We start from the raw sequence: 23,753 nt of genomic DNA, 5'->3' as shown, positions 1-23,753 counted from the left end.
AATGAATATTCTGTTGGTGGACGGTTATAACATTATTGGAGCTTGGCCGGAACTGAGAGAATTAAAGGAACGGGATCTTGCTGCTGCAAGGGACCGGTTGATAGAAATGATGGCGGAATATCAAGCATTTACCGGATACCGTGTAATTGTCGTATTTGACGCTCAATATGTTCAGGGAATTGCCCGTATATTCAAAAATCACAAAGTTGACGTAATTTTTACAAAAGAAAATGAAACTGCGGATGAAAGAATTGAAAAGATGGCCATTGAACTGAATAATGTCAAAACACAAATTCAAGTGGCAACCTCGGACTTCACGGAACAGTGGGTGATCTTTGGCCAAGGGGCCCTAAGGAAATCCGCTCGTGAACTGCTTATTGAAATGGAAGAAATTCAAGGCGAAATCAAGAAAGATGTAAGAAAAACAACGACGATAAGACCCGTGGCTAAAATTCCTTTAAGTGAAGAAGTGGCAGAAATTTTCGAAAAATGGCGCCGGGGTAAAATATGAACCATTGACGGGTAAATTTTACCTGCTGTATAATATTTCTATCTGAGTCAGGTCAGGGGGATATAATGTGGGTCTCAAATTCGGAATGAAGCTGAACGAAAAGTATCTGCAGTTTGAGGATGATGAATTGATAGGGTTGGTGCACACTGGTGACAGTGAAGCGCTGGATTATTTGATCCAAAAGTATCGTAATTTTGTAAGAGCTAAGGCAAGGACTTATTTCTTGATTGGTGCCGATAAGGAAGACATCGTGCAAGAAGGTATGATTGGTTTATATAAAGCCGTCCGTGATTTTAAAGGGGATAAGTTATCTTCTTTTAAAGCATTTGCAGAACTATGCATTACAAGGCAGATCATTACAGCTATCAAAACAGCAACACGTCAAAAACATATTCCGCTCAATTCCTATGTTTCCCTGGACAAGCCCATTTACGATGAGGAATCGGATCGAACTCTAATGGATATTATATCGGGTACGAAAGTTTTGGACCCGGAAGAACTGATCATCAACCAAGAAGAGTTTGACGATATCGAATTAAAGATGGCCGAGCTCCTGAGTGATCTTGAGAGAAAAGTGTTAGCTCTTTACCTGGATGGACAAACCTACCAAGAAATTTCGGAAGAGTTGAACCGGCATGTTAAGTCAATCGACAACGCCCTTCAGCGGGTGAAAAGAAAGCTCGAGCGCTATCTGGAAGTAAGGGAAATCAGTTTATAATCCCTCCGCTTTTTCCGCTTAATTTCATCTGTCCCTTCTCCACATGGAAGCTTATTATTCACAAAGATTTTTAATGGTTGGCAAGTAAACCGATATTCTGATTTCCGGTGTCCATAATCGTCGAAACCTGCTTTGATATTGACAATAAAAAACAGCCGTGATAAGGTTTTATGGATATAGTAGATAGGATAGGTGTATCTAATGCGAAAAAAAATAGTTCTTGCCTGCACTGATTGCGGTACAAGGAATTATAGTTATGAGAGCAAACAATCGACAAGCGGCGAACGACTGGAAATCAAGAAATTTTGCAGTACGTGCAACTCACACTCGATTCATAAAGAAACGAAATAACCGTTTTATAAATAGATTGACAGAAGCTTCTAATGCTTGGAGGTACATTCATGAAACGTTTTACCGAATTTTTCAGCGGAGTCGCTCGCGAAATGCAAAAGGTAAGCTGGCCGAAACGCAAGGAGCTTACCAAATATACAATCGTGGTGGTAACGACTGTAGTATTTATGGCTTTATTCTTTACAGTGGTGGATTTGGGCATTTCCGAATTAATTCGCTTAGTTATTGAATAAGAGATTCGAAAATAAGGTATAATAGTGATAGAATAATATGTGTCAGCAGAAAAGCCCGGAAACGGGTTTTTTAATTTGTCTTTTTTAGTAAGTTCAAAATCGAGCACTGCTGTAATATGTTCATCACAATATATTCTAGTTAAGTCGGAATGACGCCGTATGGTTTTTTGGCTAAAACGTTCAAAGATAAAGATTAATAAAGAAAATGATTGATTGCAGGGAGGGAAGGACGTTAAAGTCCTAACACATGGAAAAGAATTGGTATGTAGTTCACACCTATTCAGGTTATGAGAACAAAGTTAAAGCTAACTTGGAAAAACGTGTTGAAACTATGGGGATGGAAGACAAGATCTTTCGCGTAGTAGTTCCAGAAGAAGAAGAAACAGAAGTGAAAGATGGCAAAAAGAAAGTGACCAAAAAGAAAGTATTCCCAGGATATGTATTGGTTGAGATCATCATGACTGATGATTCATGGTATGTTGTCCGGAATACGCCTGGAGTAACAGGTTTCGTAGGTTCATCTGGGGCTGGGTCAAAACCGACTGCATTGCTGCCGGAAGAAATTGAAGTCGTTCTTAAGCGAATGGGCGTAGATGAAAGCAAAATCGAGGTTGATTTTGAAATCGGTGATACGGTTCAAGTTAAGGAAGGGCCATTTGCAACATTTGCAGGACCTATTGAAGAACTTGATAAAGATAAAGGTAAAGTAAGGGTTCTAGTCAATATGTTCGGCCGTGATACACCGGTTGAACTTGATTTTAATCAAGTGGAAAAATTATAAACGGAAAAAAACTTGAAATTGCCTTTTGAAAGTGGTAAAATTTCAAAGGTCAGTATGTTTCAATTTTTAGGCCTCAACGATACAAGCATTCTTTATTAATATATAAAGAATTCAAGATGAGTGGGAGGGTATTACCCTATTACCACATCACGGACTTATAAGGAGGTGTGTCTCGTGGCTAAAAAAGTAATTAAAATGGTTAAATTGCAAATTCCTGCTGGTAAAGCGAATCCGGCACCGCCAGTCGGTCCTGCATTAGGTCAAGCTGGTGTAAACATCATGGGATTCTGTAAGGAGTTCAACGCTCGTACAGCAGATCAAGCTGGTCTAATTATTCCTGTTGAAATCACGGTATTTGAAGACCGTTCATTTACATTCATTACAAAAACTCCACCGGCTGCAGTATTGCTTAAGAAAGTAGCTGGTATCGAGTCTGGTTCTGGTGAACCTAACCGTAATAAAGTTGCTACAGTCAAGCGTGATCAAGTGCGCGAGATTGCTGAAACTAAAATGCCTGACCTAAACGCTGCAAGTGTTGAAGCTGCAATGCGTATGGTTGAAGGTACTGCTCGCAGCATGGGTATTGTCATCGAAGACTAATCCATGTAATTGCTATTTGTTTCTACGGGGTTGCGATTGATACTCGCAACCTTTATTCGTGGGAGGTCATTCCGTTAAAACCACAATTTAGGAGGATTTATATCATGGCTAAAAAAGGTAAAAAGTATCTTGAAGCAGCTAAGCTTGTAGAAGTATCTAAGGCTTATGCTGTAACTGAAGCAATCGAAGTTGCTAAAAAAGCAAACTTCGCAAAATTCGATGCGACTGTTGAAGTTGCTTTCCGTTTAGGCGTAGACCCTAAGAAAGCCGACCAACAAATTCGTGGAGCAGTTGTTCTTCCGAATGGTACTGGTAAAACTCAACGCGTATTAGTATTCGCAAAAGGCGAAAAAGCAAAAGAAGCGGAAGCTGCTGGTGCTGACTACGTTGGCGAATCTGACTACATCAACAAAATCCAACAAGGATGGTTCGAATTCGATGTAATCGTTGCGACTCCAGACATGATGGGTGAAGTTGGTAAACTTGGACGTGTATTAGGACCTAAAGGTTTAATGCCTAACCCTAAAACTGGCACAGTAACTTTCGATGTAACGAAAGCTGTTAATGAAATCAAAGCTGGTAAAGTTGAGTACCGCGTAGATAAAGCTGGTAACATCCACGCTCCAATCGGTAAAGTATCTTTCGAAGATGCTAAACTAGTGGAAAACTTCACTACTATCTATGATACATTATTGAAAGTTAAACCTGCGGCTGCTAAAGGAACTTACATGAAAAACGTTTCTGTAACAACTACAATGGGCCCTGGTGTGAAAGTTGATCCTTCTTCTTTCAAATAAATAATTGACATACCAAAACTATTATTGTTATAATAAGTTTTGTTGTGAATAAATGAATACTATTTGTACCGTAGACAGTAGGTGCTCATTACGAGCTTAATTCCCTGCCGAGGTAATTCGATAATAATAGTCCTGGACTATGACTTTTGAAATTACTGCCTTCATGTCTGCAATAGAGATGAAGGCTTTTTCTTTGAAACGGTATAAATGTTTTCAAGCAAATCTACAGGAGGTGTAAGGATGAACGCAATTATTGAACAAAAGCAAAAAATCGTTGCTGAGATTTCTGATAAGTTAACTTCAAGCCAATCAACAGTAGTTGTTGACTACCGTGGATTGACTGTTGCTGAAGTAACAGAACTTCGTAAGCAACTTCGTGAAGCTGGCGTTGAGTTTAAAGTTTACAAAAACTCTATGACTCGCCGTGCTGCTGAAAGTGCTGAACTTAGCGCTTTAAACGAAGCATTAACAGGTCCAAACGCAATTGCATTCTCAACTGAAGATGTTATTGCGCCAGCAAAAATCCTTAACGATTTTGCGAAAAAACATGAAGCTTTAGAAATCAAAGCTGGAGTTATCGAAGGAAATGTTGCAACTGCTGAAGAAATTAAAGCTCTTGCAGAACTACCTTCACGCGAAGGCCTACTTTCAATGCTACTCAGCGTGCTACAAGCACCTATGCGCGGACTGGCTCTTGCTACAAAAGCTGTTGCAGAGCAAAAAGAAGAACAAGGCGCGTAAGCTGACCGCTTATTTAGCCTGCTGATTCAAAAAAAAACAACCATTTCGAGGAGGAAATAAAAATGACTAAAGATCAAATCATTGAAGCAGTTAAAAATATGACTGTTTTAGAATTAAACGACCTTGTAAAAGCAATCGAAGAAGAATTCGGCGTAACTGCTGCTGCACCTGTAGCTGTAGCTGCTGCTGGTGGCGCTGCTGCTGAAGAAAAAACTGAGTTTGATGTAATCCTTACATCTGCTGGAGATCAAAAAATCAAAGTTATCAAAGCTGTACGTGAAGTTACAGGTCTTGGACTTAAAGAAGCAAAAGAACTTGTTGACAACACTCCAAAAGCAATCAAAGAAGCTGCTTCTAAAGAAGAAGCTGAAGAAATCAAAGCTAAACTTGAAGAAGTTGGAGCTGGCGTTGAAGTTAAGTAATCTTGCATAAACAAAAAGCTCGCTATCACTGGCGGGCTTTTTTTCTTCATTTTTAAAGAAATGACGGAAATTAGCCGTTAATGGTTTGATAACGAGGACTTCATTATTCCGACATTCCGGCATGCAAGCATCCATTCTTCAATTCTCTTCTCTCATTAAATCTTCAATATTCCTTTCTGATAGGGGGAGATGACTCTGACAGAGCATTACTACTCACAAAAACCGGATGTCGTAAGCAATCCGAAATTTTGGGATTTCACATTAAAGGGACGTACATTTCGCTTCAAAAGTGATAATGGTGTTTTTTCGAAAAAGGAAGTTGATTTCGGATCGCGTCTTTTGGTTGAGAGTTTTAACCTTAATGAGGCTGTGGAAGGAAATATTCTCGATGTTGGTTGCGGTTATGGACCAATTGGAATATCGATTGCGGCAGCTTATCCCGATAGAGCGATAGAAATGATTGATATAAATAGCCGGGCAGTTGAATTGTCAAAAGAGAATGCTGCATCTAATGGGATCGCAAACGTGAAGATTTACGAAAGTGATCGTTTTGACAAAGTTGCCTCCAATCAATTCGCAGCGATTCTTACGAACCCTCCCATTCGCGCAGGTAAAAGTGTAGTCCACGAAATTTTAGAAGAAAGCTATCGCAGTTTGGTAGCTGGTGGAGAATTATGGGTTGTCATTCAAAAAAAACAAGGAGCTCCATCCGCAATGGATAAAATGGAGCAATTATTTGGAAATGTTGAAGTGCCCGTTAAGAAAAAGGGATACTATATACTATTATCCAAAAAGGTTTGACTCTAAATTTTCGCTATGTTAGTATTATAAAATGCATATATATAATTCCGTAACTATGCAATTTTTATACCATTGGTGTATAATCAATGGATAATATGGGAAAAATATATAAATAATAGTTCGTTTTATGAGAAATAGTGGTTTTTAAAATAAAAACCATTTTCTTTTTGTCTATGGAAATGATTCCTTTTCCGAGGCAAATGGATCCTTATAACGCTTGATTTAAGGGGTGAATCAGTTGACAGGTCAACTTGTTCAGTATGGACGACACCGCCAACGTAGAAGTTATGCAAGAATCAGTGAGGTTTTGGACCTTCCGAATCTGATTGAAATTCAAACAGCTTCTTATCAATGGTTTCTAGATGTAGGTTTAAAGGAAATGTTCCAGGATATTTCTCCTATTGAGGATTTTACAGGTAATTTATCGTTAGAATTCATCGATTACAGCTTAGCTGAGCCGAAGTATTCTGTGGAAGAAACAAAAGAACGCGATGTTACGTATTCTGCACCACTTCGTGTGAAAGTGCGCCTTGTTAACAAAGAAACAGGGGAAGTGAAGGACCAGGATGTATTTATGGGTGACTTCCCGCTGATGACTGAAACAGGTACATTCGTCATCAATGGTGCTGAACGGGTAATTGTATCCCAATTAGTGCGCTCACCGAGTGTTTACTACAATGGGAAAATGGATAAAAACGGTAAGCTTGGATTCTCTGCGACCGTTATTCCTAACCGTGGCGCATGGCTCGAATATGAAACAGACGCCAAGGATGTTGTGTATGTTCGAATCGACCGCACCAGGAAATTACCGATCACGGTATTGATGCGTGCCCTTGGATTCGGAACAGATCAAGAAATCATCGATTTGATCGGAGACAACGAATACCTTCGCAACACTCTTGAAAAGGATAACACCGAGAGTGTGGAAAAAGCATTACTGGAAATCTATGAGCGTCTACGCCCAGGTGAACCGCCTACTGTCGAAAACGCGAAAAGTCTTTTAGTATCACGCTTTTTTGATCCAAAACGTTATGATTTAGCTAATGTAGGCCGTTATAAAATAAACAAAAAACTGCATATCAAGAACCGTTTATTCGGACAACGTATTGCAGAGACTTTGATTGATCCTGAAACAGGTGAAATCATCGTTGAAAAAGGTACAATGCTTGATCGTCGGACCCTTGATAGGATTCTGCCTCATATCGAAGCTGGAATCGGCTTCAAGACATTCCATCCATCAGGCGGTGTAGTGGAGGAGGAAACTCTTCTTCAACCTATTAAAGTGTTTGCACCAAACGATGCTGAAGGCGAAAAAGTGATCAATATCATCGGTAATGCCTATGTGACCGACCAGGTCAAAAACATTACACCGGCTGATATCATTTCTTCCATAAGTTATTTCTTTAACTTATTGCATGGTGTGGGAATCACGGATGACATTGACCATTTAGGTAACCGTCGTCTGCGTTCCGTTGGTGAATTGCTGCAAAACCAATTTAGAATTGGTTTATCCCGTATGGAGCGAGTTGTTCGTGAAAGAATGTCCATTCAGGATACGAATACAATCACTCCGCAGCAACTAATCAACATTCGCCCGGTCATTGCATCAATTAAAGAGTTCTTTGGAAGCTCGCAGCTTTCCCAATTCATGGATCAAACGAACCCGTTGGCTGAATTGACGCATAAACGTCGTCTATCTGCATTGGGACCTGGTGGTCTGACACGTGAGCGTGCTGGCTTTGAAGTGCGTGACGTTCATTATTCCCACTATGGCCGCATGTGTCCGATTGAAACGCCTGAGGGACCGAATATTGGTTTGATTAACTCGTTATCCAGTTTTGCAAAGGTTAACCCATATGGCTTCATTGAAACACCATACCGTCGTGTGGACCCTGAAACAGGTAAAATTACAAGCCAAATCGATTACTTAACAGCTGATGAGGAAGATAATTATGTAGTTGCCCAAGCGAATGTACGACTGTCAGATGACGGCTCATTCCTTGATAATGATGTTGTTGCACGTTTCCGCGGTGAAAACACCGTTGTTCCGCGTGACCGCGTAGATTACATGGATGTATCTCCTAAACAAGTTGTATCAGCTGCGACTGCATGTATTCCTTTCTTGGAAAACGATGACTCCAACCGTGCCCTTATGGGAGCGAACATGCAACGTCAAGCAGTTCCTTTGCTTCAACCGGAAGCCCCTCGAGTCGGAACGGGTATGGAGTATGTTTCAGCGAAAGACTCCGGTGCTGCTGTAATCTGTAAACACCCTGGTATCGTAGAGCACGTTGAATCACGTGAAGTATGGGTACGTAGGGTAAGTGAAGTAGATGGACAGCAAGTAAAAGGAAATCTTGATAAATATCGTCTATTAAAATTCATCCGTTCCAACCAAGGAACGTGCTATAATCAACGCCCTATCGTCAGTGTTGGCGACAACGTCGTAAAAGGTGAAATTCTTGCTGATGGTCCTTCAATGGAAAAAGGTGAGTTGGCACTTGGACGTAACGTATTGGTTGCCTTCATGACATGGGATGGATATAACTATGAAGATGCCATCATCATGAGTGAACGATTGGTTAAAGATGATGTGTACACTTCCATTCATATTGAAGAATATGAATCTGAATCACGCGATACAAAATTAGGGCCTGAAGAAATCACCCGCGATATCCCTAACGTAGGGGAAGATGCGCTTCGTAATCTTGATGAGCGCGGAATTATCCGTGTTGGTGCTGAAGTGAAAGACGGAGACCTCCTCGTTGGTAAAGTAACGCCTAAAGGTGTAACGGAACTGACTGCCGAGGAACGTCTATTACATGCAATCTTCGGTGAAAAAGCACGTGAAGTAAGGGATACATCACTTCGTGTACCTCACGGCGGCGGAGGAATCGTTCTTGATGTTAAAGTATTCAACAGAGAAGACGGCGATGAACTGCCTCCTGGTGTAAACCAACTCGCGCGTGTATATATCGTTCAAAAACGTAAAATCCATGAAGGCGATAAAATGGCTGGACGACATGGTAATAAAGGGGTAATCTCCAGGATTCTTCCTGAAGAAGATATGCCTTATTTACCGGATGGCACTCCAGTCGACATCATGTTAAACCCATTGGGTGTACCTTCACGTATGAACATCGGTCAGGTGCTGGAGCTTCACTTAGGTATGGCTGCACGCGCACTTGGCATCCATGTGGCATCTCCTGTATTCGATGGCGCTACTGAGGAAGATGTTTGGGGTACGATTGAAGAAGCCGGGATGTCCCGTGATGCAAAAACCGTCCTTTATGATGGCCGTTCAGGTGAAGCATTCGATAACCGTGTATCAGTTGGTGTCATGTATATGATCAAACTGGCACATATGGTCGATGATAAACTTCATGCACGTTCAACTGGTCCTTACTCCCTTGTTACGCAGCAACCACTTGGTGGTAAAGCGCAATTTGGTGGTCAGCGTTTCGGTGAGATGGAAGTATGGGCACTTGAAGCTTATGGTGCTGCTTATACATTACAAGAAATCCTAACCGTTAAATCAGATGATGTCGTGGGTCGTGTGAAAACGTACGAAGCGATTGTCAAAGGTGAAAATGTCCCTGAACCAGGCGTTCCTGAGTCCTTCAAAGTATTGATTAAGGAGCTTCAAAGTTTAGGATTGGATGTTAAAATCCTCAATGCCGAAGATCGTGAAATCGAAATGCGTGATTTGGAAGATGAAGATGAAGCCAACCAAGCAGACAAATTAAGCCTTGATTCAGAAACTAAAGATATGGTTGCTTCCGAAGTAGGGGCACCTGTCAAAGAATAAAATTAAATATAAACATATCTAGTTATATATCACCCGCTCTGACTGGCAGCAAGATGTTCATTTGAAGATCATGCTGCCTTGTTAGAGCCTTATTGATTCAATCAACCATCATCCGGTGTAAGATTGCCTGATATTTGACGGCAATCAAGGGTTAAACCTGGAGATTAAAAGGGAGGTAGGCCCCTTGTTAGACGTTAATAATTTTGAGTATATGAAAATTGGTCTTGCTTCACCAGACAAGATTCGTTCTTGGTCACATGGAGAAGTTAAAAAACCAGAAACAATCAACTATCGTACGCTAAAGCCAGAAAAAGACGGTTTATTCTGTGAGAGAATTTTTGGACCTCAAAAGGACTGGGAATGTCATTGCGGAAAATATAAACGTGTTCGTTATAAAGGCGTAGTCTGTGACCGTTGTGGCGTTGAAGTCACTCGTGCTAAGGTGCGTCGTGAGCGTATGGGTCATATTGAGCTGGCAGCTCCAGTTTCACACATATGGTATTTTAAAGGAATTCCTAGCCGTATGGGACTTGTACTTGACATGTCTCCACGGGCTTTGGAAGAAGTTATTTACTTTGCATCTTACGTCGTAACTGAAACGGGCGATACAACTTTAGAAAAGAAACAGCTTCTTTCTGAAAAAGAATATCGTACATACCGTGAAAAATACGGTAAGAAATTCCAAGCTGCCATGGGTGCGGAAGCTATTAAAAAACTTTTACAAGATATTGATACGGAAAAGGAAGTAGAGTCGTTGAAAGAGGAGCTTAAAACAGCTCAAGGACAACGCAGAACCCGTGCAATCAAACGCTTGGAAGTGCTTGAAGCATTCCGTAACTCCGGAAATGAGCCTTCATGGATGATCCTTGACGTGCTTCCGGTCATTCCACCGGAACTTCGTCCTATGGTTCAACTTGATGGAGGACGTTTTGCCACATCTGATCTAAATGATTTATATCGCCGTGTTATCAACCGTAATAATCGTTTGAAAAGATTACTGGATCTTGGAGCACCAAGCATTATCGTTCAAAATGAGAAGCGTATGCTGCAAGAAGCTGTCGATGCTCTTATCGATAATGGCCGTCGCGGCCGTCCGGTAACTGGACCTGGTAACCGTCCGTTAAAATCTTTATCTCACATGTTAAAAGGTAAACAAGGTCGTTTCCGTCAAAACCTTCTTGGTAAACGTGTTGATTACTCTGGCCGTTCCGTTATCGTAGTAGGACCAAACTTAAAGATGTACCAATGTGGTCTTCCTAAAGAAATGGCGATTGAATTATTCAAACCATTCGTTATGAAGGAGCTTGTTCAAAGAGGCCTAGCGCATAACATCAAATCCGCTAAGCGCAAAATTGAACGTTTATCTCCTGAAATATGGGATGTGCTTGAAGAAGTTATTAGAGAACACCCAGTACTATTGAACCGTGCACCGACTCTTCATAGACTTGGTATCCAGGCGTTTGAACCAACGTTGGTTGAAGGTCGCGCAATTCGTTTGCATCCGCTCGTATGTACAGCTTACAACGCTGACTTTGACGGTGACCAAATGGCGGTCCACGTTCCTCTATCTTCTGAAGCCCAAGCCGAAGCTCGCATGCTTATGCTTGCAGCACAGAACATTTTGAACCCTAAAGATGGTAAACCTGTCGTTACACCTTCTCAAGATATGGTATTAGGTAACTATTACTTAACATTGGAAAGAGAAGGCGCTATCGGCGAAGGTATGATCTTTAAAGATACAAGTGAAGCATTGCTTGCATACCAAAACGGATATGTACACTTACATTCCCGTTGTGCCGTACATGCATCATCACTGAATAATGAAACATTCACTGAAGAACAAAACCGCCAGCTGCTTATTACCACTGTCGGTAAATTGATCTTCAATGAAATTTTACCAAAATCATTCCCGTATATTAACGAGCCGACACGATATAATTTGGAAACCAAAACTCCAGAGAAATATTTTGTGGAAAAAGGCGCTAATATCCCTGAATTGATTAAGGCTCAACCTGCTATCGATCCTTTCAAGAAAAAAATTCTTGGAAATATCATCGCAGAAGTCTTTAAACGCTTTAAAATTACCGAAACATCCAAAATGCTTGACCGGATGAAAGATCTTGGATTCAAATATTCGACAAAAGCCGGTATTACCGTTGGTGTGGCTGATATTGTCGTTTTAAAAGAAAAACAAGAAATCATTACTGAGGCTCAAACCAAAGTGGATAACGTCTTGAAACAGTTCAGACGTGGTCTAATTACAGAGGATGAGCGTTATGATCGCGTCATTTCCATCTGGAGTGCTGCCAAGGATACCATCCAGTCCAAACTTATGGACTCACTGGACCGACGCAACCCGATCTTCATGATGAGTGACTCCGGTGCCCGTGGTAATGCTTCCAACTTTACGCAGCTTGCGGGTATGCGTGGTTTGATGGCCAACCCGGCTGGACGAATCATTGAATTACCGATCAAATCAAGTTTCCGTGAAGGTTTAACAGTGTTGGAGTACTTCATCTCTACACATGGTGCGCGTAAAGGTCTTGCCGATACAGCCCTTAAAACAGCCGATTCCGGTTACCTTACGCGTCGACTTGTTGACGTTGCCCAAGATGTCATCATCCGTGATGACGATTGTGGAACGGACCGCGGCTTGAAAATTTCAGCCTTAAGAGAAGGTACTGAAATAATCGAGCATCTTGAAGAGCGCCTAGTGGGCCGTTATGCAAGAAAAGCGATCAGACATCCAGAAACAAATGAAGTAATCGTGGCTGAAAACGATCTTATTACTGAAGATCTTGCTAATTATATTGAATCACTTGGAATTGAAACAGCATGGATCCGTTCTGCCTTTACATGTAACACCAGCCATGGTGTATGTAAAAAATGTTATGGACGCAACTTGGCTACCGGTCAAGAAGTTGAAGTGGGCGAAGCAGTCGGTATTATTGCCGCTCAATCCATCGGAGAACCTGGTACACAGTTGACGATGCGTACATTCCATACAGGTGGGGTTGCCGGGGACGATATCACTCAAGGTCTTCCTCGTATCCAAGAAATATTTGAAGCGAGAAATCCTAAAGGTCAAGCTGTCATTTCTGAAATTGAAGGAACGATTGTTTCGATCAATGAAATTCGCGATAAACAACAGGAAATCGTCGTTCAGGGTGCTGTTGAATCACGCACGTATACTGCGCCGTACACAGCGCGTCTAAGAGTAACTGTTGATACACCTGTCCGTCGTGGTGAAGAGTTGACAGAGGGTTCCATCGATCCGAAAGAATTGCTGAAGGTTACAGACGTGCTTACTGTTCAGGAATACCTGCTTCATGAAGTTCAAAAAGTATACCGGATGCAAGGTGTTGAAATCGGAGATAAACATATCGAGGTAATGGTTAGACAAATGATGCGTAAAGTCCGTGTGCTTGATGCAGGAGAAACTGAAGTGCTTCCAGGAACATTATTGGATGTTAACCAGTTCACTACTGCAAACACTGATGCATTGCTGACCAATAAATTACCAGCAACAGGCCGCCCTGTATTGCTAGGTATCACAAAAGCATCTCTAGAAACGGATTCCTTCTTGTCCGCCGCGTCATTCCAAGAAACAACTAGGGTCTTGACTGATGCAGCAATAAAAGGAAAACGTGATGAATTGCTTGGACTTAAAGAAAATGTCATCATCGGTAAACTTGTCCCTGCAGGAACGGGAATGCTTAGATACAGAAAAGCAAACCCTGTCGTTGTTGGAGACGAAAATGCTGATGCAGTAACAGTGGATTAAAGGGAAAAGGACCAGCTCAATAATTTAAACTGAAAACCGCGCTCCTGTTTCCTATAGGAGCTGATGGATCAGAAGGTTATTGAGCTGGTCTCTCTTATTACTCATGACCGGCTGAAAGGCACTATGAGAATTTGATATATTCCGTTTAGGCAAATTGATAATCTTAATAGAATTTTGTAAGGAAAACCTTTTGCTTGAATTATTTTTTTGAAAGAAGTTGACAGTATCCGACTAATAATGATACTATAGCAAAGGTGCTCCTATGTTACCCTGTAACTTTGGAGGATATGGACCATGTCTTATGAAAAAGTAATACAGGCAAAGTCAGTGATTATAGGGACGAAGCAAGCAGTTAGAGCTCTTAAAAACAATTTAATTCAAGAAGTTATCATCGCTGATGATGCAGATATATACTTGACTGGGCGTGTCGTTGAGACTGCCAAAGAATTGGATGTTCCTATCACATATGTTGATTCGATGAGAATGCTTGGCAAAGCATGTGGTATTGATGTCGGAGCAGCAACTGTTGCCATCAAAAAGTAAAGATGTTTTTGCAAATGTATTTGCAAAGACTTTGTTTTTACCCATTTATGAACCACCTGGATGTGTGGTACTAGAAATGAAAACGTGAAGGGAGGAAAAATGTAATGCCTACTATTAATCAATTAGTGCGTAAAGGACGCGAGTCTAAAGAGGTTAATTCAAAATCTCCAGCACTTAACAAAGGCTACAACAGCTTTAAAAAAGCACAAACTAACGTATCATCTCCGCAAAAACGTGGTGTTTGCACTCGTGTGGGTACTATGACACCGAAAAAACCAAACTCCGCGTTACGTAAATATGCGCGTGTACGTTTAACAAACGGTATCGAGGTAACAGCTTATATCCCAGGTATCGGTCACAACCTACAAGAACACAGCGTGGTTCTTATCCGTGGCGGTCGTGTAAAAGATTTACCAGGGGTACGTTACCATATCGTACGTGGTGCTCTTGATACAGCTGGAGTTAACAATCGTATGCAAGGCCGTTCTAAATACGGTACTAAGCGTCCGAAAGCAGCAAAAAAATAATCTTAAACAAAAATTGAACTTTCTTGAAAGGAGGAAATACAATGCCTCGTAAAGGACCTGTAACGAAAAGAGACGTATTACCAGATCCAATATATAATTCAAAACTTGTGACTCGCTTAATCAACAAATTAATGGTTGATGGACAAAGAGGTAAATCACAAAAAATTCTTTACTCTGCATTTGATTTAATCAAAGAACGTACTGGCAATGAGCCGATCGAAGTTTTCGATCAAGCACTTAAAAACATCATGCCTGTACTAGAAGTAAAAGCACGCCGTGTGGGTGGAGCTAACTACCAAGTACCAGTTGAGGTGCGTCCAGATCGCAAATCGACTCTAGGACTTCGTTGGTTAGTAAACTACTCTCGCCTTCGTGGAGAAAAAACGATGGAAGAGCGTTTAGCTTATGAAATCATGGATGCTGCAAACAATACTGGAGCAGCAGTTAAGAAACGTGAAGATACACACAAAATGGCTGAAGCCAACAAAGCTTTCGCGCATTATCGCTGGTAAGATTAATCACTATAAAATCCTTATAGAAGGAAGGAGAAAGACAAATGGCAAGAGAGTTCTCCTTAGCAAACACTCGTAATATCGGTATCATGGCTCACATCGATGCTGGTAAAACGACAACAACAGAACGTGTTCTATATTACACTGGTAAAATCCATAAAATTGGTGAAACGCACGAAGGTGCATCACAAATGGACTGGATGGAACAGGAACAAGAACGCGGAATCACGATCACTTCCGCTGCAACAACTGCACAGTGGAAAGGTCACCGTGTAAACATCATCGATACACCAGGACACGTAGACTTCACAGTTGAAGTTGAACGTTCTTTGCGCGTACTTGATGGAGCTGTAGCTGTACTTGATGCCCAATCAGGTGTTGAGCCTCAAACTGAAACAGTTTGGCGCCAAGCTACAACTTACGGTGTACCACGTGTCGTATTCGTAAACAAAATGGACAAAATCGGTGCAGATTTCTTGTATTCAGTTGGAACAATCCACGATCGTTTACAAGCTAACGCTCACCCAGTTCAGTTACCAATCGGAGCAGAGGATCAATTCTCTGCAATCATTGACCTTATTGAAATGAAAACTCATTTCTATGGTAATGACCTAGGAACTGACATCACTATCGGTGAAATTCCTGAAGAACACCGGGAATTAGCTGAAGAATACCGTGAAAAGCTAATTGAAGCAGTAGCGGAAGTTAATGAAGACTTAATGGAAAAATACCTTGGCGGCGAAGAAATCAGCATTGCTGAATTAAAAGCAGCTATTCGTACAGCAACCGTTAATGTTGAATTCTTCCCTGTTATTTGCGGATCAGCTTTCAAAAACAAAGGTGTTCAATTAATGCTTGATAACGTTATCGACTTCCTTCCATCTCCATTGGATGTACCAGCTATCAAAGGTACATTACCGGATTCAGAAGAAGAAGTGGAACGTCATTCAGACGATTCTGAACCGTTCTCTGCTTTAGCGTTTAAAGTTATGACTGACCCTTACGTTGGTAAACTTACATTCTTCCGTGTGTACTCAGGTACATTAGAATCAGGATCATATGTAATCAACTCAACTAAAGGAAAACGTGAACGTATTGGACGTATCCTTCAAATGCACGCAAACAGCCGTGAAGAAATCTCAACTGTATATGCAGGAGATATCGCAGCTGCTGTTGGATTGAAAGATACTACAACTGGAGATACTCTATGTGATGACAAGAATCAAGTAATTCTTGAGTCCATGGTATTCCCAGAGCCAGTTATCTCACTATCAGTTGAACCGAAATCAAAAGCAGACCAAGACAAAATGTCTCAAGCTTTACAAAAGCTTCAAGATGAAGATCCAACATTCCGTGCGCATACTGACCAAGAAACTGGTCAAACAATCATCGCTGGTATGGGTGAACTTCACTTGGACATCCTTGTTGACCGTATGCGTCGCGAATTCAAAGTGGAAGCAAACGTTGGTGCTCCTCAAGTAGCATACCGTGAAACTTTCCGTGGTTCAGCTAAAGTTGAAGGTAAATTCGTTCGCCAATCTGGTGGTCGTGGACAATTCGGACACGTATGGATCGAATTCGGTCCAAACGAAGAAGGTAAAGGATTCGAATTTGAAAATGCTATCGTCGGTGGTGTAGTACCACGTGAATATATCCCTGCTGTACAAGCTGGATTAGTTGATTCACTTGACCGTGGTGTACTTGCTGGTTACCCGCTAGTCGACATCAAAGCAAAATTATTTGACGGATCTTACCATGACGTTGACTCCAATGAAATGGCATTTAAAATCGCTGCATCTATGGCACTTAAAAATGCAGCATCTAAATGTAGTCCTGTCATCCTTGAACCAATCATGAAAGTAGAAGTAGTTATTCCAGAAGATTACCTAGGCGACATCATGGGAGATATCACATCTCGTCGTGGTCGTGTAGAAGGTATGGAAGCTCGCGGTAACACGCAAATGGTTAAAGCGATGGTTCCTCTATCTGAAATGTTCGGATATGCTACATCTTTACGTTCTAACACTCAAGGACGCGGAACATTCTCTATGCACTTCGATCATTATGAAGAAGTACCTAAGAGCATTTCTGAAGAAATCATCAAAAAAAATAAAGGTGAATAATTGATTTTCATCTCTTATTAAAGTATAACTATCTTATGTAAGCTGTGATGGAAGAATTAGTCTTCTTTCACAGCCCCTATATACTTAATCTTTTATTTATAATTTTAAGGAGGAATTCCTAATGGGAAAAGCTAAATTTGATCGTTCAAAACCGCACGTTAACGTTGGAACAATTGGTCACGTTGACCATGGTAAAACAACTCTAACTGCTGCAATCACAACTGTACTTGCTAAATCTGGTGGCGCAGAAGCTCGCGCTTATGACCAAATCGATGGTGCTCCAGAAGAAAGAGAACGTGGTATCACAATCTCTACTGCACACGTTGAGTATGAAACAGCTACTCGTCACTATGCACACGTTGACTGCCCAGGACATGCTGACTATGTTAAAAACATGATCACTGGTGCTGCACAAATGGACGGCGGAATCCTAGTAGTATCTGCTGCTGATGGCCCAATGCCACAAACTCGTGAGCACATCCTTCTTTCTCGTCAAGTTGGTGTACCATACCTAGTAGTATTCATGAACAAATGCGACATGGTAGATGACGAAGAACTTCTTGAATTAGTAGAAATGGAAATCCGTGATCTTTTATCTGAATACGAATTCCCTGGCGATGACATTCCAGTTATCAAAGGATCTGCTTTAAAAGCTCTTCAAGGAGAAGCTGCTTGGGAAGAAAAAATCCATGAATTAATGACAGCTGTTGACGAGTACATCCCAGAACCAACTCGTGACACTGACAAACCATTCATGATGCCAGTTGAGGATGTATTCTCAATCACTGGTCGTGGAACAGTTGCTACTGGTCGTGTTGAGCGTGGACAAGTTAAAGTCGGTGACGTTGTTGACATCATCGGTTTCAACGAAGAGTCTAAACCAACAACTGTAACTGGTGTTGAAATGTTCCGTAAACTTCTTGACTATGCTGAAGCTGGTGACAACATCGGTGCACTTCTTCGTGGTGTATCCCGTGAAGATATCCAACGTGGACAAGTTCTTGCTAAACCAAGCACAATCACTCCACACACAAAGTTCAAAGCTGAAGTTTATGTTCTTTCTAAAGAAGAAGGTGGACGTCACACTCCATTCTTTACAAACTACCGTCCTCAGTTCTACTTCCGTACAACTGACGTAACTGGTATTTGTAACCTTCCTGAAGGCGTAGAAATGGTTATGCCTGGAGACAACATCGAAATGACTGTAGAACTTATCGCTCCAATCGCTATCGAAGAAGGTACTAAATTCTCTATCCGTGAGGGTGGACGTACTGTAGGCGCTGGCGTAGTTGCTACAATCCAAGAATAATTGATTCATAAAACAATATTGGAAGGGACGCCTTCCGGGAGAAGCAGATGGGACGCCATCTGCTTCTTTTTTTTCTTATTAATATTGAATCTTTCTTCTATAATACCTGTAAATAATGAAGTGTATTTAATGGGTATCATGAGGATTATTGAATTGAAGAAAATGGATATGAAAGACCTCATAGAATGTACTTGTAAATACTTGTGATAGTATGTATAATAATAAAAGTGTGCTGCACAAGAAATATTCAAGTTTAACTTGCATTCAGCTTGTGTTTTATGTATAATAGACAATGTTGGTCTTTGACTGCGATGATATGGAAGGTTGCTGACACACCCGGCCGCTTTGCCATGGCGAGTGTGTGGGAAATTTCCATTGAGAAGGTCTATTTCAAAATAGGCGAAAAGGAGGGAAAATTATGGCAAAACAAAAAATTCGTATCCGTTTAAAAGCATATGATCACAGAATTCTTGATCAATCTGCTGAGAAAATTGTTGAAACTGCAAAACGTTCTGGTGCGGCTGTATCTGGTCCAATTCCATTACCTACTGAAAGATCGGTATATACGATCCTACGTGCGGTTCATAAATACAAAGATTCTCGTGAACAATTCGAAATGCGTACGCATAAACGTCTAATCGACATCGTTAATCCAACTCCACAAACAGTTGATTCATTGATGCGTTTAGATTTACCATCAGGCGTTGACATTGAAATCAAATTATAATTCATATAAATATGAACAATTACTCTAGGAGGTGTGACTTATGACCAAAGGAATCTTAGGAAGAAAAATCGGTATGACTCAAGTTTTTGCTGAAAACGGTGAACTTATTCCGGTAACAGTTATCGAAGCTGCTAATAACGTGGTTCTTCAAAAGAAAACTGTTGAAACTGATGGCTATGAAGCAGTTCAAGTTGGTTTTGAAAACAAACGTGAAAAGCTTTCTAACAAACCTGAAAAGGGCCATGTTGAAAAAGCAAATACTACTCCTAAGCGCTTCATTCGCGAATTCCGCGGAACGGATCTTACTGAATATGAGATCGGTCAAGAAGTCAATGTAAGTATTTTCGCTGAAGGCGATTTAGTAGATGTATCAGGAATTTCAAAAGGTAAAGGATTCCAAGGCTCTATCAAGCGTCATGGACAATCTCGCGGACCTATGTCTCATGGTTCTCGTTACCACCGTCGCCCAGGTTCAATGGGTCCTGTAGCTCCAAACCGCGTATTCAAAGGTAAACTTTTACCAGGACGTATGGGTGGAGAGCAAATCACTGTTCAAAACTTAGCTATCGTTAAAGTTGATGTTGAACGTAACCTACTATTGATCAAAGGTAATGTACCTGGTGCTAGAAAAGCATTGATCAAAGTTAAAACTGCTGTTAAAGCAAAGTAATTTCTGAGAAAGGAGGAGCAATAGAATGCCAAAAGTTACATTGTTCAACCAAACAGGTTCACAAGTTGGCGACATCGAACTAAATGAATCCATCTTTGGTATCGAACCTAATAATCACGTATTATTTGAAGCAATCATCATGCAACGAGCTTCCTTACGTCAAGGAACTCATAAAGTTAAAAACCGTTCTGAAGTTGCAGGCGGTGGACGTAAACCTTGGAAACAAAAAGGAACTGGACGTGCGCGTCAAGGTTCTATCCGTTCTCCACAATGGCGTGGCGGTGGCGTTGTTTTTGGACCAACTCCAAGATCTTACGCTTACAAGCTACCTAAAAAGGTACGTCGTTTAGCTATTAAATCTGCATTGTCTGCAAAGGCATTGGAAGAGAACATTTTGGTACTTGAAAGCTTGTCTTTCGAAGCTCCAAAAACAAAAGAGTTTGTAGCTGTACTTAAAAACCTTTCTGTTGATACTAAAACGTTGGTAGTTACTGACGGTTTAGATGAGAAAGTTGCTCTTTCTGCACGTAACATCCCTGGTGTTACTGTAGTTGAAGCTGATGGTCTTAATGTTCTTGATGTTGTTTCACACAACAAATTGATCTTGACTAAATCAGCTGTCGAAAAAGTAGAGGAGGTGCTTGCATAATGGATGCACGCGATATCATTAAGCGCCCCGTAATCACTGAACGCTCTTCAGACATAATGGCTGAAAAGAAATATACTTTTGAAGTTGATGTTAGAGCTAATAAAACTCAAGTTAAAGATGCTGTTCAAGAAATTTTCGGCGTTAAAGTTGAGAAAGTAAACATCATGAACTACAAAGGTAAATTCAAACGCATGGGCAAACATGCAGGCTATACTAACAAGCGCCGTAAAGCTATTGTTAAATTAACTGCTGACAGCAAAGAAATCGAGCTATTCGAGGCTTAATTCATTAGAGAAGGAGGGAAATACAAATGGCGATTAAGAAGTATAAACCTACCTCTAACGGTCGACGTAATATGACAACTTCCGATTTTGCTGAGATCACTACAGACAAACCGGAAAAATCATTACTTGCTCCTTTACACAGCAAAGGCGGCCGTAATAACCAAGGTAAGTTAACAGTTCGTCATCAAGGTGGCGGCCACAAGCGTCAATACCGTATCATCGATTTCAAACGGAATAAAGATGGTATACCAGGACGCGTTGCTACTATTGAGTACGATCCAAATCGTTCTGCAAACATTGCATTAATTAATTACGTTGATGGAGAAAAACGTTATATCCTAGCTCCGAAAAACCTAGAAGTAGGTTTGGAAGTTATGTCAGGTCCAGAAGCTGACATCAAAGTGGGTAACGCACTTCCTCTTATTAACATCCCAGTTGGTACAGTAATTCATAACATCGAACTTAAACCAGGAAAAGGTGGACAATTAGTCCGTTCAGCAGGAACATCTGCTCAAGTACTTGGTAAAGAAGGTCGTTATGTACTTGTACGTTTAAACTCAGGTGAGGTTCGTATGATTCTTGCTACTTGCCGTGCTTCAATCGGTCAAGTTGGTAATGAACAACATGAACTTATCAACATTGGTAAAGCTGGCCGTAACCGTTGGTTAGGTAAACGCCCAACAGTTCGTGGATCTGTAATGAACCCGAATGATCACCCACACGGTGGTGGTGAAGGTAAAGCGCCAATCGGACGTAAATCACCAATGTCTCCATGGGGTAAACCTACTCTTGGATTCAAAACTCGTAAGAAGAAAAACAAATCCGATAAATTTATCGTACGTCGTCGTAAAAAATAACGGGATTGAGCTACGGTTCATATATAGAACCGTAGAACAGTCACGAAGGGAGGTACTCGCATGGGTCGTAGCTTAAAAAAAGGGCCTTTTGTTGATGATCATTTATTGGTAAAAGTTGAAAAATTAAATGAAGCTGACAAGAAACAGGTAGTAAAAACTTGGTCTCGTCGCTCAACAATCTTCCCGCAATTCATCGGACACACAATCGCCGTTTATGACGGTCGTAAGCATGTGCCGGTTTATGTAACAGAAGATATGGTAGGTCACAAACTAGGCGAATTCGCGCCTACACGCACTTATAAAGGTCACGCAAGTGATGACAAGAAAACAAGACGTTAATGAGAGGAGGGCATCTCATGCAAGCTAAAGCTGTCGCTAAAACAGTTCGTATTGCTCCTCGTAAAGTGCGTTTAGTCGCAGATTTAATTCGAGGAAAACAAGTAGGTGAAGCAGTAGCGATTCTTCGCTTAACACCAAAATCTGCTTCTCCAGTCGTAGAAAAAATTCTGAAATCTGCTATCGCAAATGCAGAACATAACTACGAAATGGATATTAATAACCTAGTCGTTTCAGAGGCATACGTTAACGAAGGACCAACATTAAAACGTTTCCGTCCTCGCGCTCAAGGTCGTGCGAGTGCAATTAACAAACGTACTAGTCATATTACAATCGTTGTATCAGAAAAGAAGGAGGGGTAATCTGTGGGTCAAAAGGTAAATCCAATCGGTATGCGTATCGGGATAATCCGTGACTGGGAATCCAAATGGTACGCTGATAAAGACTACGCAGTTCTTTTGCATGAAGACATCAAAGTTCGTGAATATATCGCGAAACGTCTAAATGATGCTTCTGTTTCAAAAGTTGAAATCGAGCGTGCAGCTAACCGTATCAATGTATCTGTCCACACTGCTAAACCAGGAATGGTTATCGGTAAAGGCGGTACTGAGGTCGAAGCACTTCGTAAAGCTTTGAACCAGTTGACTGGCAAAAGAGTTCATATCAATATCATCGAAATTAAAAGAGCAGATCTTGATGCAAAATTGGTTGCAGAAAACATCGCTCGTCAATTAGAAAACCGTGTTTCATTCCGTCGCGCTCAAAAGCAAGCTATCCAACGTACTATGCGTTCTGGAGCAAAAGGAATCAAAACACAAGTTTCTGGTCGTCTTGGCGGTGCTGATATTGCTCGTGCTGAACATTACAGCGAAGGAACAGTTCCACTTCACACACTTCGTGCAGACATAGATTATGCTCATGCTGAAGCAGATACTACTTACGGTAAGCTAGGCGTGAAAGTTTGGATCTACCGTGGAGAAGTTCTTCCTACTAAGAAGAAATCTGAGGAAGGAGGAAAATAATATGTTATTGCCAAAACGCGTAAAATACCGTCGTGAACACCGCGGTAAGATGAGAGGGATGGCTAAAGGCGGCACTGAAGTTCATTTCGGAGAATTTGGACTTCAAGCTCAAGAAGCTTCCTGGATCACGAACCGTCAAATCGAAGCAGCTCGTATTGCGATGACTCGTTATATGAAACGTGGAGGGAAAGTTTGGATCAAAATCTTCCCAAGCAAACCTTACACAGCTAAGCCGCTTGAAGTACGGATGGGTTCCGGTAAAGGTGCTCCTGAAGGTTGGGTAGCAGTAGTTAAACCGGGCAAAGTTATGTTTGAAATCTCTGGTGTATCTGAAGAGGTGGCAAGAGAAGCATTGCGCCTTGCAGCACACAAACTTCCAATCAAATGCAAGTTTGTAAAAAGAGAGGAAATTGGTGGTGAAACAAATGAAAGCTAATGAAATCAAAGATCTAACCACTGCTGAAATTGAACAAAAACTAAAATCTCTTAAAGAAGAACTATTTAATCTTCGTTTCCAGTTAGCTACTGGACAACTTGAAAATACAGCTCGCATCCGTGAAGTTCGCAAATCGATTGCTCGTATGAAAACAGTTGTTCGTCAAAGAGAGATCGGTGTCACTAATCGATAATGAATGGAGGTTTGCAGA

Annotated in this window: 27 protein-coding genes and 1 other annotated feature; all 27 genes read left to right on the top strand. The window is 41.1% G+C overall.

The window, feature by feature from the left end:
- The first annotated feature begins 1 nt into the window (after position 1).
- The 27 genes from ACWF5P_RS24585 (at position 2) to rpmC (ending at position 23,735) form a co-directional block, all read left to right on the top strand.
- Positions 2–511, top strand: coding sequence for an NYN domain-containing protein (locus ACWF5P_RS24585; RefSeq protein WP_034305067.1), 510 nt, complete (start codon positions 2–4; stop codon positions 509–511).
- 85 nt (positions 512–596) lie between these two features.
- Complete coding sequence (gene sigH / locus ACWF5P_RS24580) at positions 597–1,229, top strand: RNA polymerase sporulation sigma factor SigH (protein ID WP_094246690.1); 633 nt, start codon at positions 597–599, stop codon at positions 1,227–1,229.
- Between the two features lie 201 nt (positions 1,230–1,430).
- On the top strand, positions 1,431–1,580 hold the full coding sequence (gene rpmG, locus ACWF5P_RS24575; RefSeq protein WP_101225867.1) for a 50S ribosomal protein L33: 150 nt from the start codon (positions 1,431–1,433) through the stop codon (positions 1,578–1,580).
- Positions 1,581–1,630: 50 nt separating this feature from the next.
- Positions 1,631–1,813, top strand: coding sequence for a preprotein translocase subunit SecE (secE, locus tag ACWF5P_RS24570; RefSeq protein ID WP_034305062.1), 183 nt, complete (start codon positions 1,631–1,633; stop codon positions 1,811–1,813).
- A gap of 247 nt (positions 1,814–2,060) precedes the next feature.
- Positions 2,061–2,594, top strand: coding sequence for a transcription termination/antitermination protein NusG (gene nusG, locus ACWF5P_RS24565; protein ID WP_048677866.1), 534 nt, complete (start codon positions 2,061–2,063; stop codon positions 2,592–2,594).
- 174 nt (positions 2,595–2,768) lie between these two features.
- The gene (gene rplK / locus ACWF5P_RS24560) at positions 2,769–3,194 is read left to right on the top strand and encodes a 50S ribosomal protein L11 (protein WP_034305057.1); all 426 of its coding nucleotides are present in this window, start codon (positions 2,769–2,771) and stop codon (positions 3,192–3,194) included.
- 104 nt (positions 3,195–3,298) lie between these two features.
- The gene (gene rplA / locus ACWF5P_RS24555) at positions 3,299–3,991 is read left to right on the top strand and encodes a 50S ribosomal protein L1 (RefSeq protein WP_048677868.1); all 693 of its coding nucleotides are present in this window, start codon (positions 3,299–3,301) and stop codon (positions 3,989–3,991) included.
- A gap of 50 nt (positions 3,992–4,041) precedes the next feature.
- Positions 4,042–4,192: a sequence feature (ribosomal protein L10 leader region), on the top strand.
- A gap of 39 nt (positions 4,193–4,231) precedes the next feature.
- Positions 4,232–4,732 (top strand): 50S ribosomal protein L10, encoded by a 501-nt coding sequence (gene rplJ / locus ACWF5P_RS24550; RefSeq protein ID WP_101225868.1) that lies wholly within the window; start codon positions 4,232–4,234, stop codon positions 4,730–4,732.
- Between the two features lie 62 nt (positions 4,733–4,794).
- The gene (rplL, locus tag ACWF5P_RS24545; protein WP_034305050.1) at positions 4,795–5,154 is read left to right on the top strand and encodes a 50S ribosomal protein L7/L12; all 360 of its coding nucleotides are present in this window, start codon (positions 4,795–4,797) and stop codon (positions 5,152–5,154) included.
- 195 nt (positions 5,155–5,349) lie between these two features.
- Positions 5,350–5,955 (top strand): class I SAM-dependent methyltransferase, encoded by a 606-nt coding sequence (locus tag ACWF5P_RS24540; RefSeq protein WP_101225889.1) that lies wholly within the window; start codon positions 5,350–5,352, stop codon positions 5,953–5,955.
- 238 nt (positions 5,956–6,193) lie between these two features.
- A complete protein-coding gene (gene rpoB / locus ACWF5P_RS24535) occupies positions 6,194–9,763 on the top strand; it encodes a DNA-directed RNA polymerase subunit beta (RefSeq protein ID WP_230178745.1) in 3,570 nt (1,189 codons plus the stop codon).
- Positions 9,764–9,947: 184 nt separating this feature from the next.
- A complete protein-coding gene (rpoC, locus tag ACWF5P_RS24530; RefSeq protein ID WP_101225870.1) occupies positions 9,948–13,547 on the top strand; it encodes a DNA-directed RNA polymerase subunit beta' in 3,600 nt (1,199 codons plus the stop codon).
- A 294-nt stretch (positions 13,548–13,841) separates the two neighbouring features.
- Positions 13,842–14,090, top strand: a complete 249-nt coding sequence (locus ACWF5P_RS24525) for a 50S ribosomal protein L7ae-like protein (protein ID WP_034305040.1) — start codon at positions 13,842–13,844, stop codon at positions 14,088–14,090.
- 104 nt (positions 14,091–14,194) lie between these two features.
- Positions 14,195–14,617: a 30S ribosomal protein S12 gene (gene rpsL / locus ACWF5P_RS24520; RefSeq protein ID WP_034305038.1), complete on the top strand. Its 423-nt coding sequence runs from the start codon at positions 14,195–14,197 to the stop codon at positions 14,615–14,617.
- 41 nt (positions 14,618–14,658) lie between these two features.
- On the top strand, positions 14,659–15,129 hold the full coding sequence (gene rpsG, locus ACWF5P_RS24515) for a 30S ribosomal protein S7 (protein ID WP_048677878.1): 471 nt from the start codon (positions 14,659–14,661) through the stop codon (positions 15,127–15,129).
- A gap of 44 nt (positions 15,130–15,173) precedes the next feature.
- Positions 15,174–17,252 carry an elongation factor G gene (gene fusA / locus ACWF5P_RS24510; protein WP_101225871.1) on the top strand — a complete coding sequence of 693 codons (2,079 nt, stop codon included), beginning with the start codon at positions 15,174–15,176 and terminating at the stop codon, positions 17,250–17,252.
- A gap of 121 nt (positions 17,253–17,373) precedes the next feature.
- Positions 17,374–18,561 (top strand): elongation factor Tu, encoded by a 1,188-nt coding sequence (gene tuf, locus ACWF5P_RS24505; protein ID WP_054398381.1) that lies wholly within the window; start codon positions 17,374–17,376, stop codon positions 18,559–18,561.
- Between the two features lie 418 nt (positions 18,562–18,979).
- Entirely contained in the window at positions 18,980–19,288 is a 309-nt protein-coding gene (gene rpsJ, locus ACWF5P_RS24500) for a 30S ribosomal protein S10 (RefSeq protein WP_019244375.1), read from the top strand.
- A gap of 40 nt (positions 19,289–19,328) precedes the next feature.
- Complete coding sequence (rplC, locus tag ACWF5P_RS24495; RefSeq protein ID WP_034305028.1) at positions 19,329–19,958, top strand: 50S ribosomal protein L3; 630 nt, start codon at positions 19,329–19,331, stop codon at positions 19,956–19,958.
- Between the two features lie 25 nt (positions 19,959–19,983).
- Positions 19,984–20,607 (top strand): 50S ribosomal protein L4, encoded by a 624-nt coding sequence (gene rplD, locus ACWF5P_RS24490; protein WP_034305025.1) that lies wholly within the window; start codon positions 19,984–19,986, stop codon positions 20,605–20,607.
- Positions 20,607–20,891: a 50S ribosomal protein L23 gene (gene rplW, locus ACWF5P_RS24485; protein ID WP_034305023.1), complete on the top strand. Its 285-nt coding sequence runs from the start codon at positions 20,607–20,609 to the stop codon at positions 20,889–20,891. Before rplD ends, rplW begins: the two co-directional genes overlap by 1 nt.
- A 26-nt stretch (positions 20,892–20,917) precedes the next feature.
- Positions 20,918–21,748 carry a 50S ribosomal protein L2 gene (rplB, locus tag ACWF5P_RS24480; protein WP_034305021.1) on the top strand — a complete coding sequence of 277 codons (831 nt, stop codon included), beginning with the start codon at positions 20,918–20,920 and terminating at the stop codon, positions 21,746–21,748.
- Between the two features lie 60 nt (positions 21,749–21,808).
- Positions 21,809–22,087, top strand: coding sequence for a 30S ribosomal protein S19 (gene rpsS / locus ACWF5P_RS24475; RefSeq protein WP_034305018.1), 279 nt, complete (start codon positions 21,809–21,811; stop codon positions 22,085–22,087).
- A 17-nt stretch (positions 22,088–22,104) separates the two neighbouring features.
- Positions 22,105–22,446 (top strand): 50S ribosomal protein L22, encoded by a 342-nt coding sequence (gene rplV, locus ACWF5P_RS24470; protein ID WP_034305017.1) that lies wholly within the window; start codon positions 22,105–22,107, stop codon positions 22,444–22,446.
- Positions 22,447–22,449: 3 nt separating this feature from the next.
- Entirely contained in the window at positions 22,450–23,106 is a 657-nt protein-coding gene (gene rpsC / locus ACWF5P_RS24465; RefSeq protein WP_034305014.1) for a 30S ribosomal protein S3, read from the top strand.
- Position 23,107: 1 nt separating this feature from the next.
- Positions 23,108–23,542, top strand: coding sequence for a 50S ribosomal protein L16 (gene rplP, locus ACWF5P_RS24460; RefSeq protein ID WP_034305012.1), 435 nt, complete (start codon positions 23,108–23,110; stop codon positions 23,540–23,542).
- Entirely contained in the window at positions 23,532–23,735 is a 204-nt protein-coding gene (gene rpmC, locus ACWF5P_RS24455; protein ID WP_034305010.1) for a 50S ribosomal protein L29, read from the top strand. The genes rplP and rpmC overlap by 11 nt, the downstream gene beginning before the upstream one ends.
- Positions 23,736–23,753 lie beyond the last annotated feature (18 nt).

The organism is Peribacillus sp. NPDC055009 (genome assembly GCF_053608705.1).
This window is presented reverse-complemented; position numbering and strand designations above follow the sequence as displayed.

What these genes read in the sequence shown, in the direction of transcription:
- rpsL (WP_034305038.1), top strand. Translation starts at nt 14,195, where the DNA reads ATGCCTACTATTAATCAATTAGTGCGTAAAGGACGCGAGTCTAAAGAG.
- rpsG (WP_048677878.1), top strand. Translation starts at nt 14,659, where the DNA reads ATGCCTCGTAAAGGACCTGTAACGAAAAGAGACGTATTACCAGATCCA.
- rpsJ (WP_019244375.1), top strand. Translation starts at nt 18,980, where the DNA reads ATGGCAAAACAAAAAATTCGTATCCGTTTAAAAGCATATGATCACAGA.
- rplA (WP_048677868.1), top strand. Translation starts at nt 3,299, where the DNA reads ATGGCTAAAAAAGGTAAAAAGTATCTTGAAGCAGCTAAGCTTGTAGAA.
- rplC (WP_034305028.1), top strand. Translation starts at nt 19,329, where the DNA reads ATGACCAAAGGAATCTTAGGAAGAAAAATCGGTATGACTCAAGTTTTT.
- rplD (WP_034305025.1), top strand. Translation starts at nt 19,984, where the DNA reads ATGCCAAAAGTTACATTGTTCAACCAAACAGGTTCACAAGTTGGCGAC.
- rplW (WP_034305023.1), top strand. Translation starts at nt 20,607, where the DNA reads ATGGATGCACGCGATATCATTAAGCGCCCCGTAATCACTGAACGCTCT.
- rplP (WP_034305012.1), top strand. Translation starts at nt 23,108, where the DNA reads ATGTTATTGCCAAAACGCGTAAAATACCGTCGTGAACACCGCGGTAAG.
- rplV (WP_034305017.1), top strand. Translation starts at nt 22,105, where the DNA reads ATGCAAGCTAAAGCTGTCGCTAAAACAGTTCGTATTGCTCCTCGTAAA.
- rplL (WP_034305050.1), top strand. Translation starts at nt 4,795, where the DNA reads ATGACTAAAGATCAAATCATTGAAGCAGTTAAAAATATGACTGTTTTA.
- tuf (WP_054398381.1), top strand. Translation starts at nt 17,374, where the DNA reads ATGGGAAAAGCTAAATTTGATCGTTCAAAACCGCACGTTAACGTTGGA.
- secE (WP_034305062.1), top strand. Translation starts at nt 1,631, where the DNA reads ATGAAACGTTTTACCGAATTTTTCAGCGGAGTCGCTCGCGAAATGCAA.
- sigH (WP_094246690.1), top strand. Translation starts at nt 597, where the DNA reads ATGAAGCTGAACGAAAAGTATCTGCAGTTTGAGGATGATGAATTGATA.
- nusG (WP_048677866.1), top strand. Translation starts at nt 2,061, where the DNA reads ATGGAAAAGAATTGGTATGTAGTTCACACCTATTCAGGTTATGAGAAC.
- rplB (WP_034305021.1), top strand. Translation starts at nt 20,918, where the DNA reads ATGGCGATTAAGAAGTATAAACCTACCTCTAACGGTCGACGTAATATG.
- fusA (WP_101225871.1), top strand. Translation starts at nt 15,174, where the DNA reads ATGGCAAGAGAGTTCTCCTTAGCAAACACTCGTAATATCGGTATCATG.
- rpmG (WP_101225867.1), top strand. Translation starts at nt 1,431, where the DNA reads ATGCGAAAAAAAATAGTTCTTGCCTGCACTGATTGCGGTACAAGGAAT.
- ACWF5P_RS24525 (WP_034305040.1), top strand. Translation starts at nt 13,842, where the DNA reads ATGTCTTATGAAAAAGTAATACAGGCAAAGTCAGTGATTATAGGGACG.
- ACWF5P_RS24585 (WP_034305067.1), top strand. Translation starts at nt 2, where the DNA reads ATGAATATTCTGTTGGTGGACGGTTATAACATTATTGGAGCTTGGCCG.
- rpmC (WP_034305010.1), top strand. Translation starts at nt 23,532, where the DNA reads ATGAAAGCTAATGAAATCAAAGATCTAACCACTGCTGAAATTGAACAA.
- rpsS (WP_034305018.1), top strand. Translation starts at nt 21,809, where the DNA reads ATGGGTCGTAGCTTAAAAAAAGGGCCTTTTGTTGATGATCATTTATTG.
- rplJ (WP_101225868.1), top strand. Translation starts at nt 4,232, where the DNA reads ATGAACGCAATTATTGAACAAAAGCAAAAAATCGTTGCTGAGATTTCT.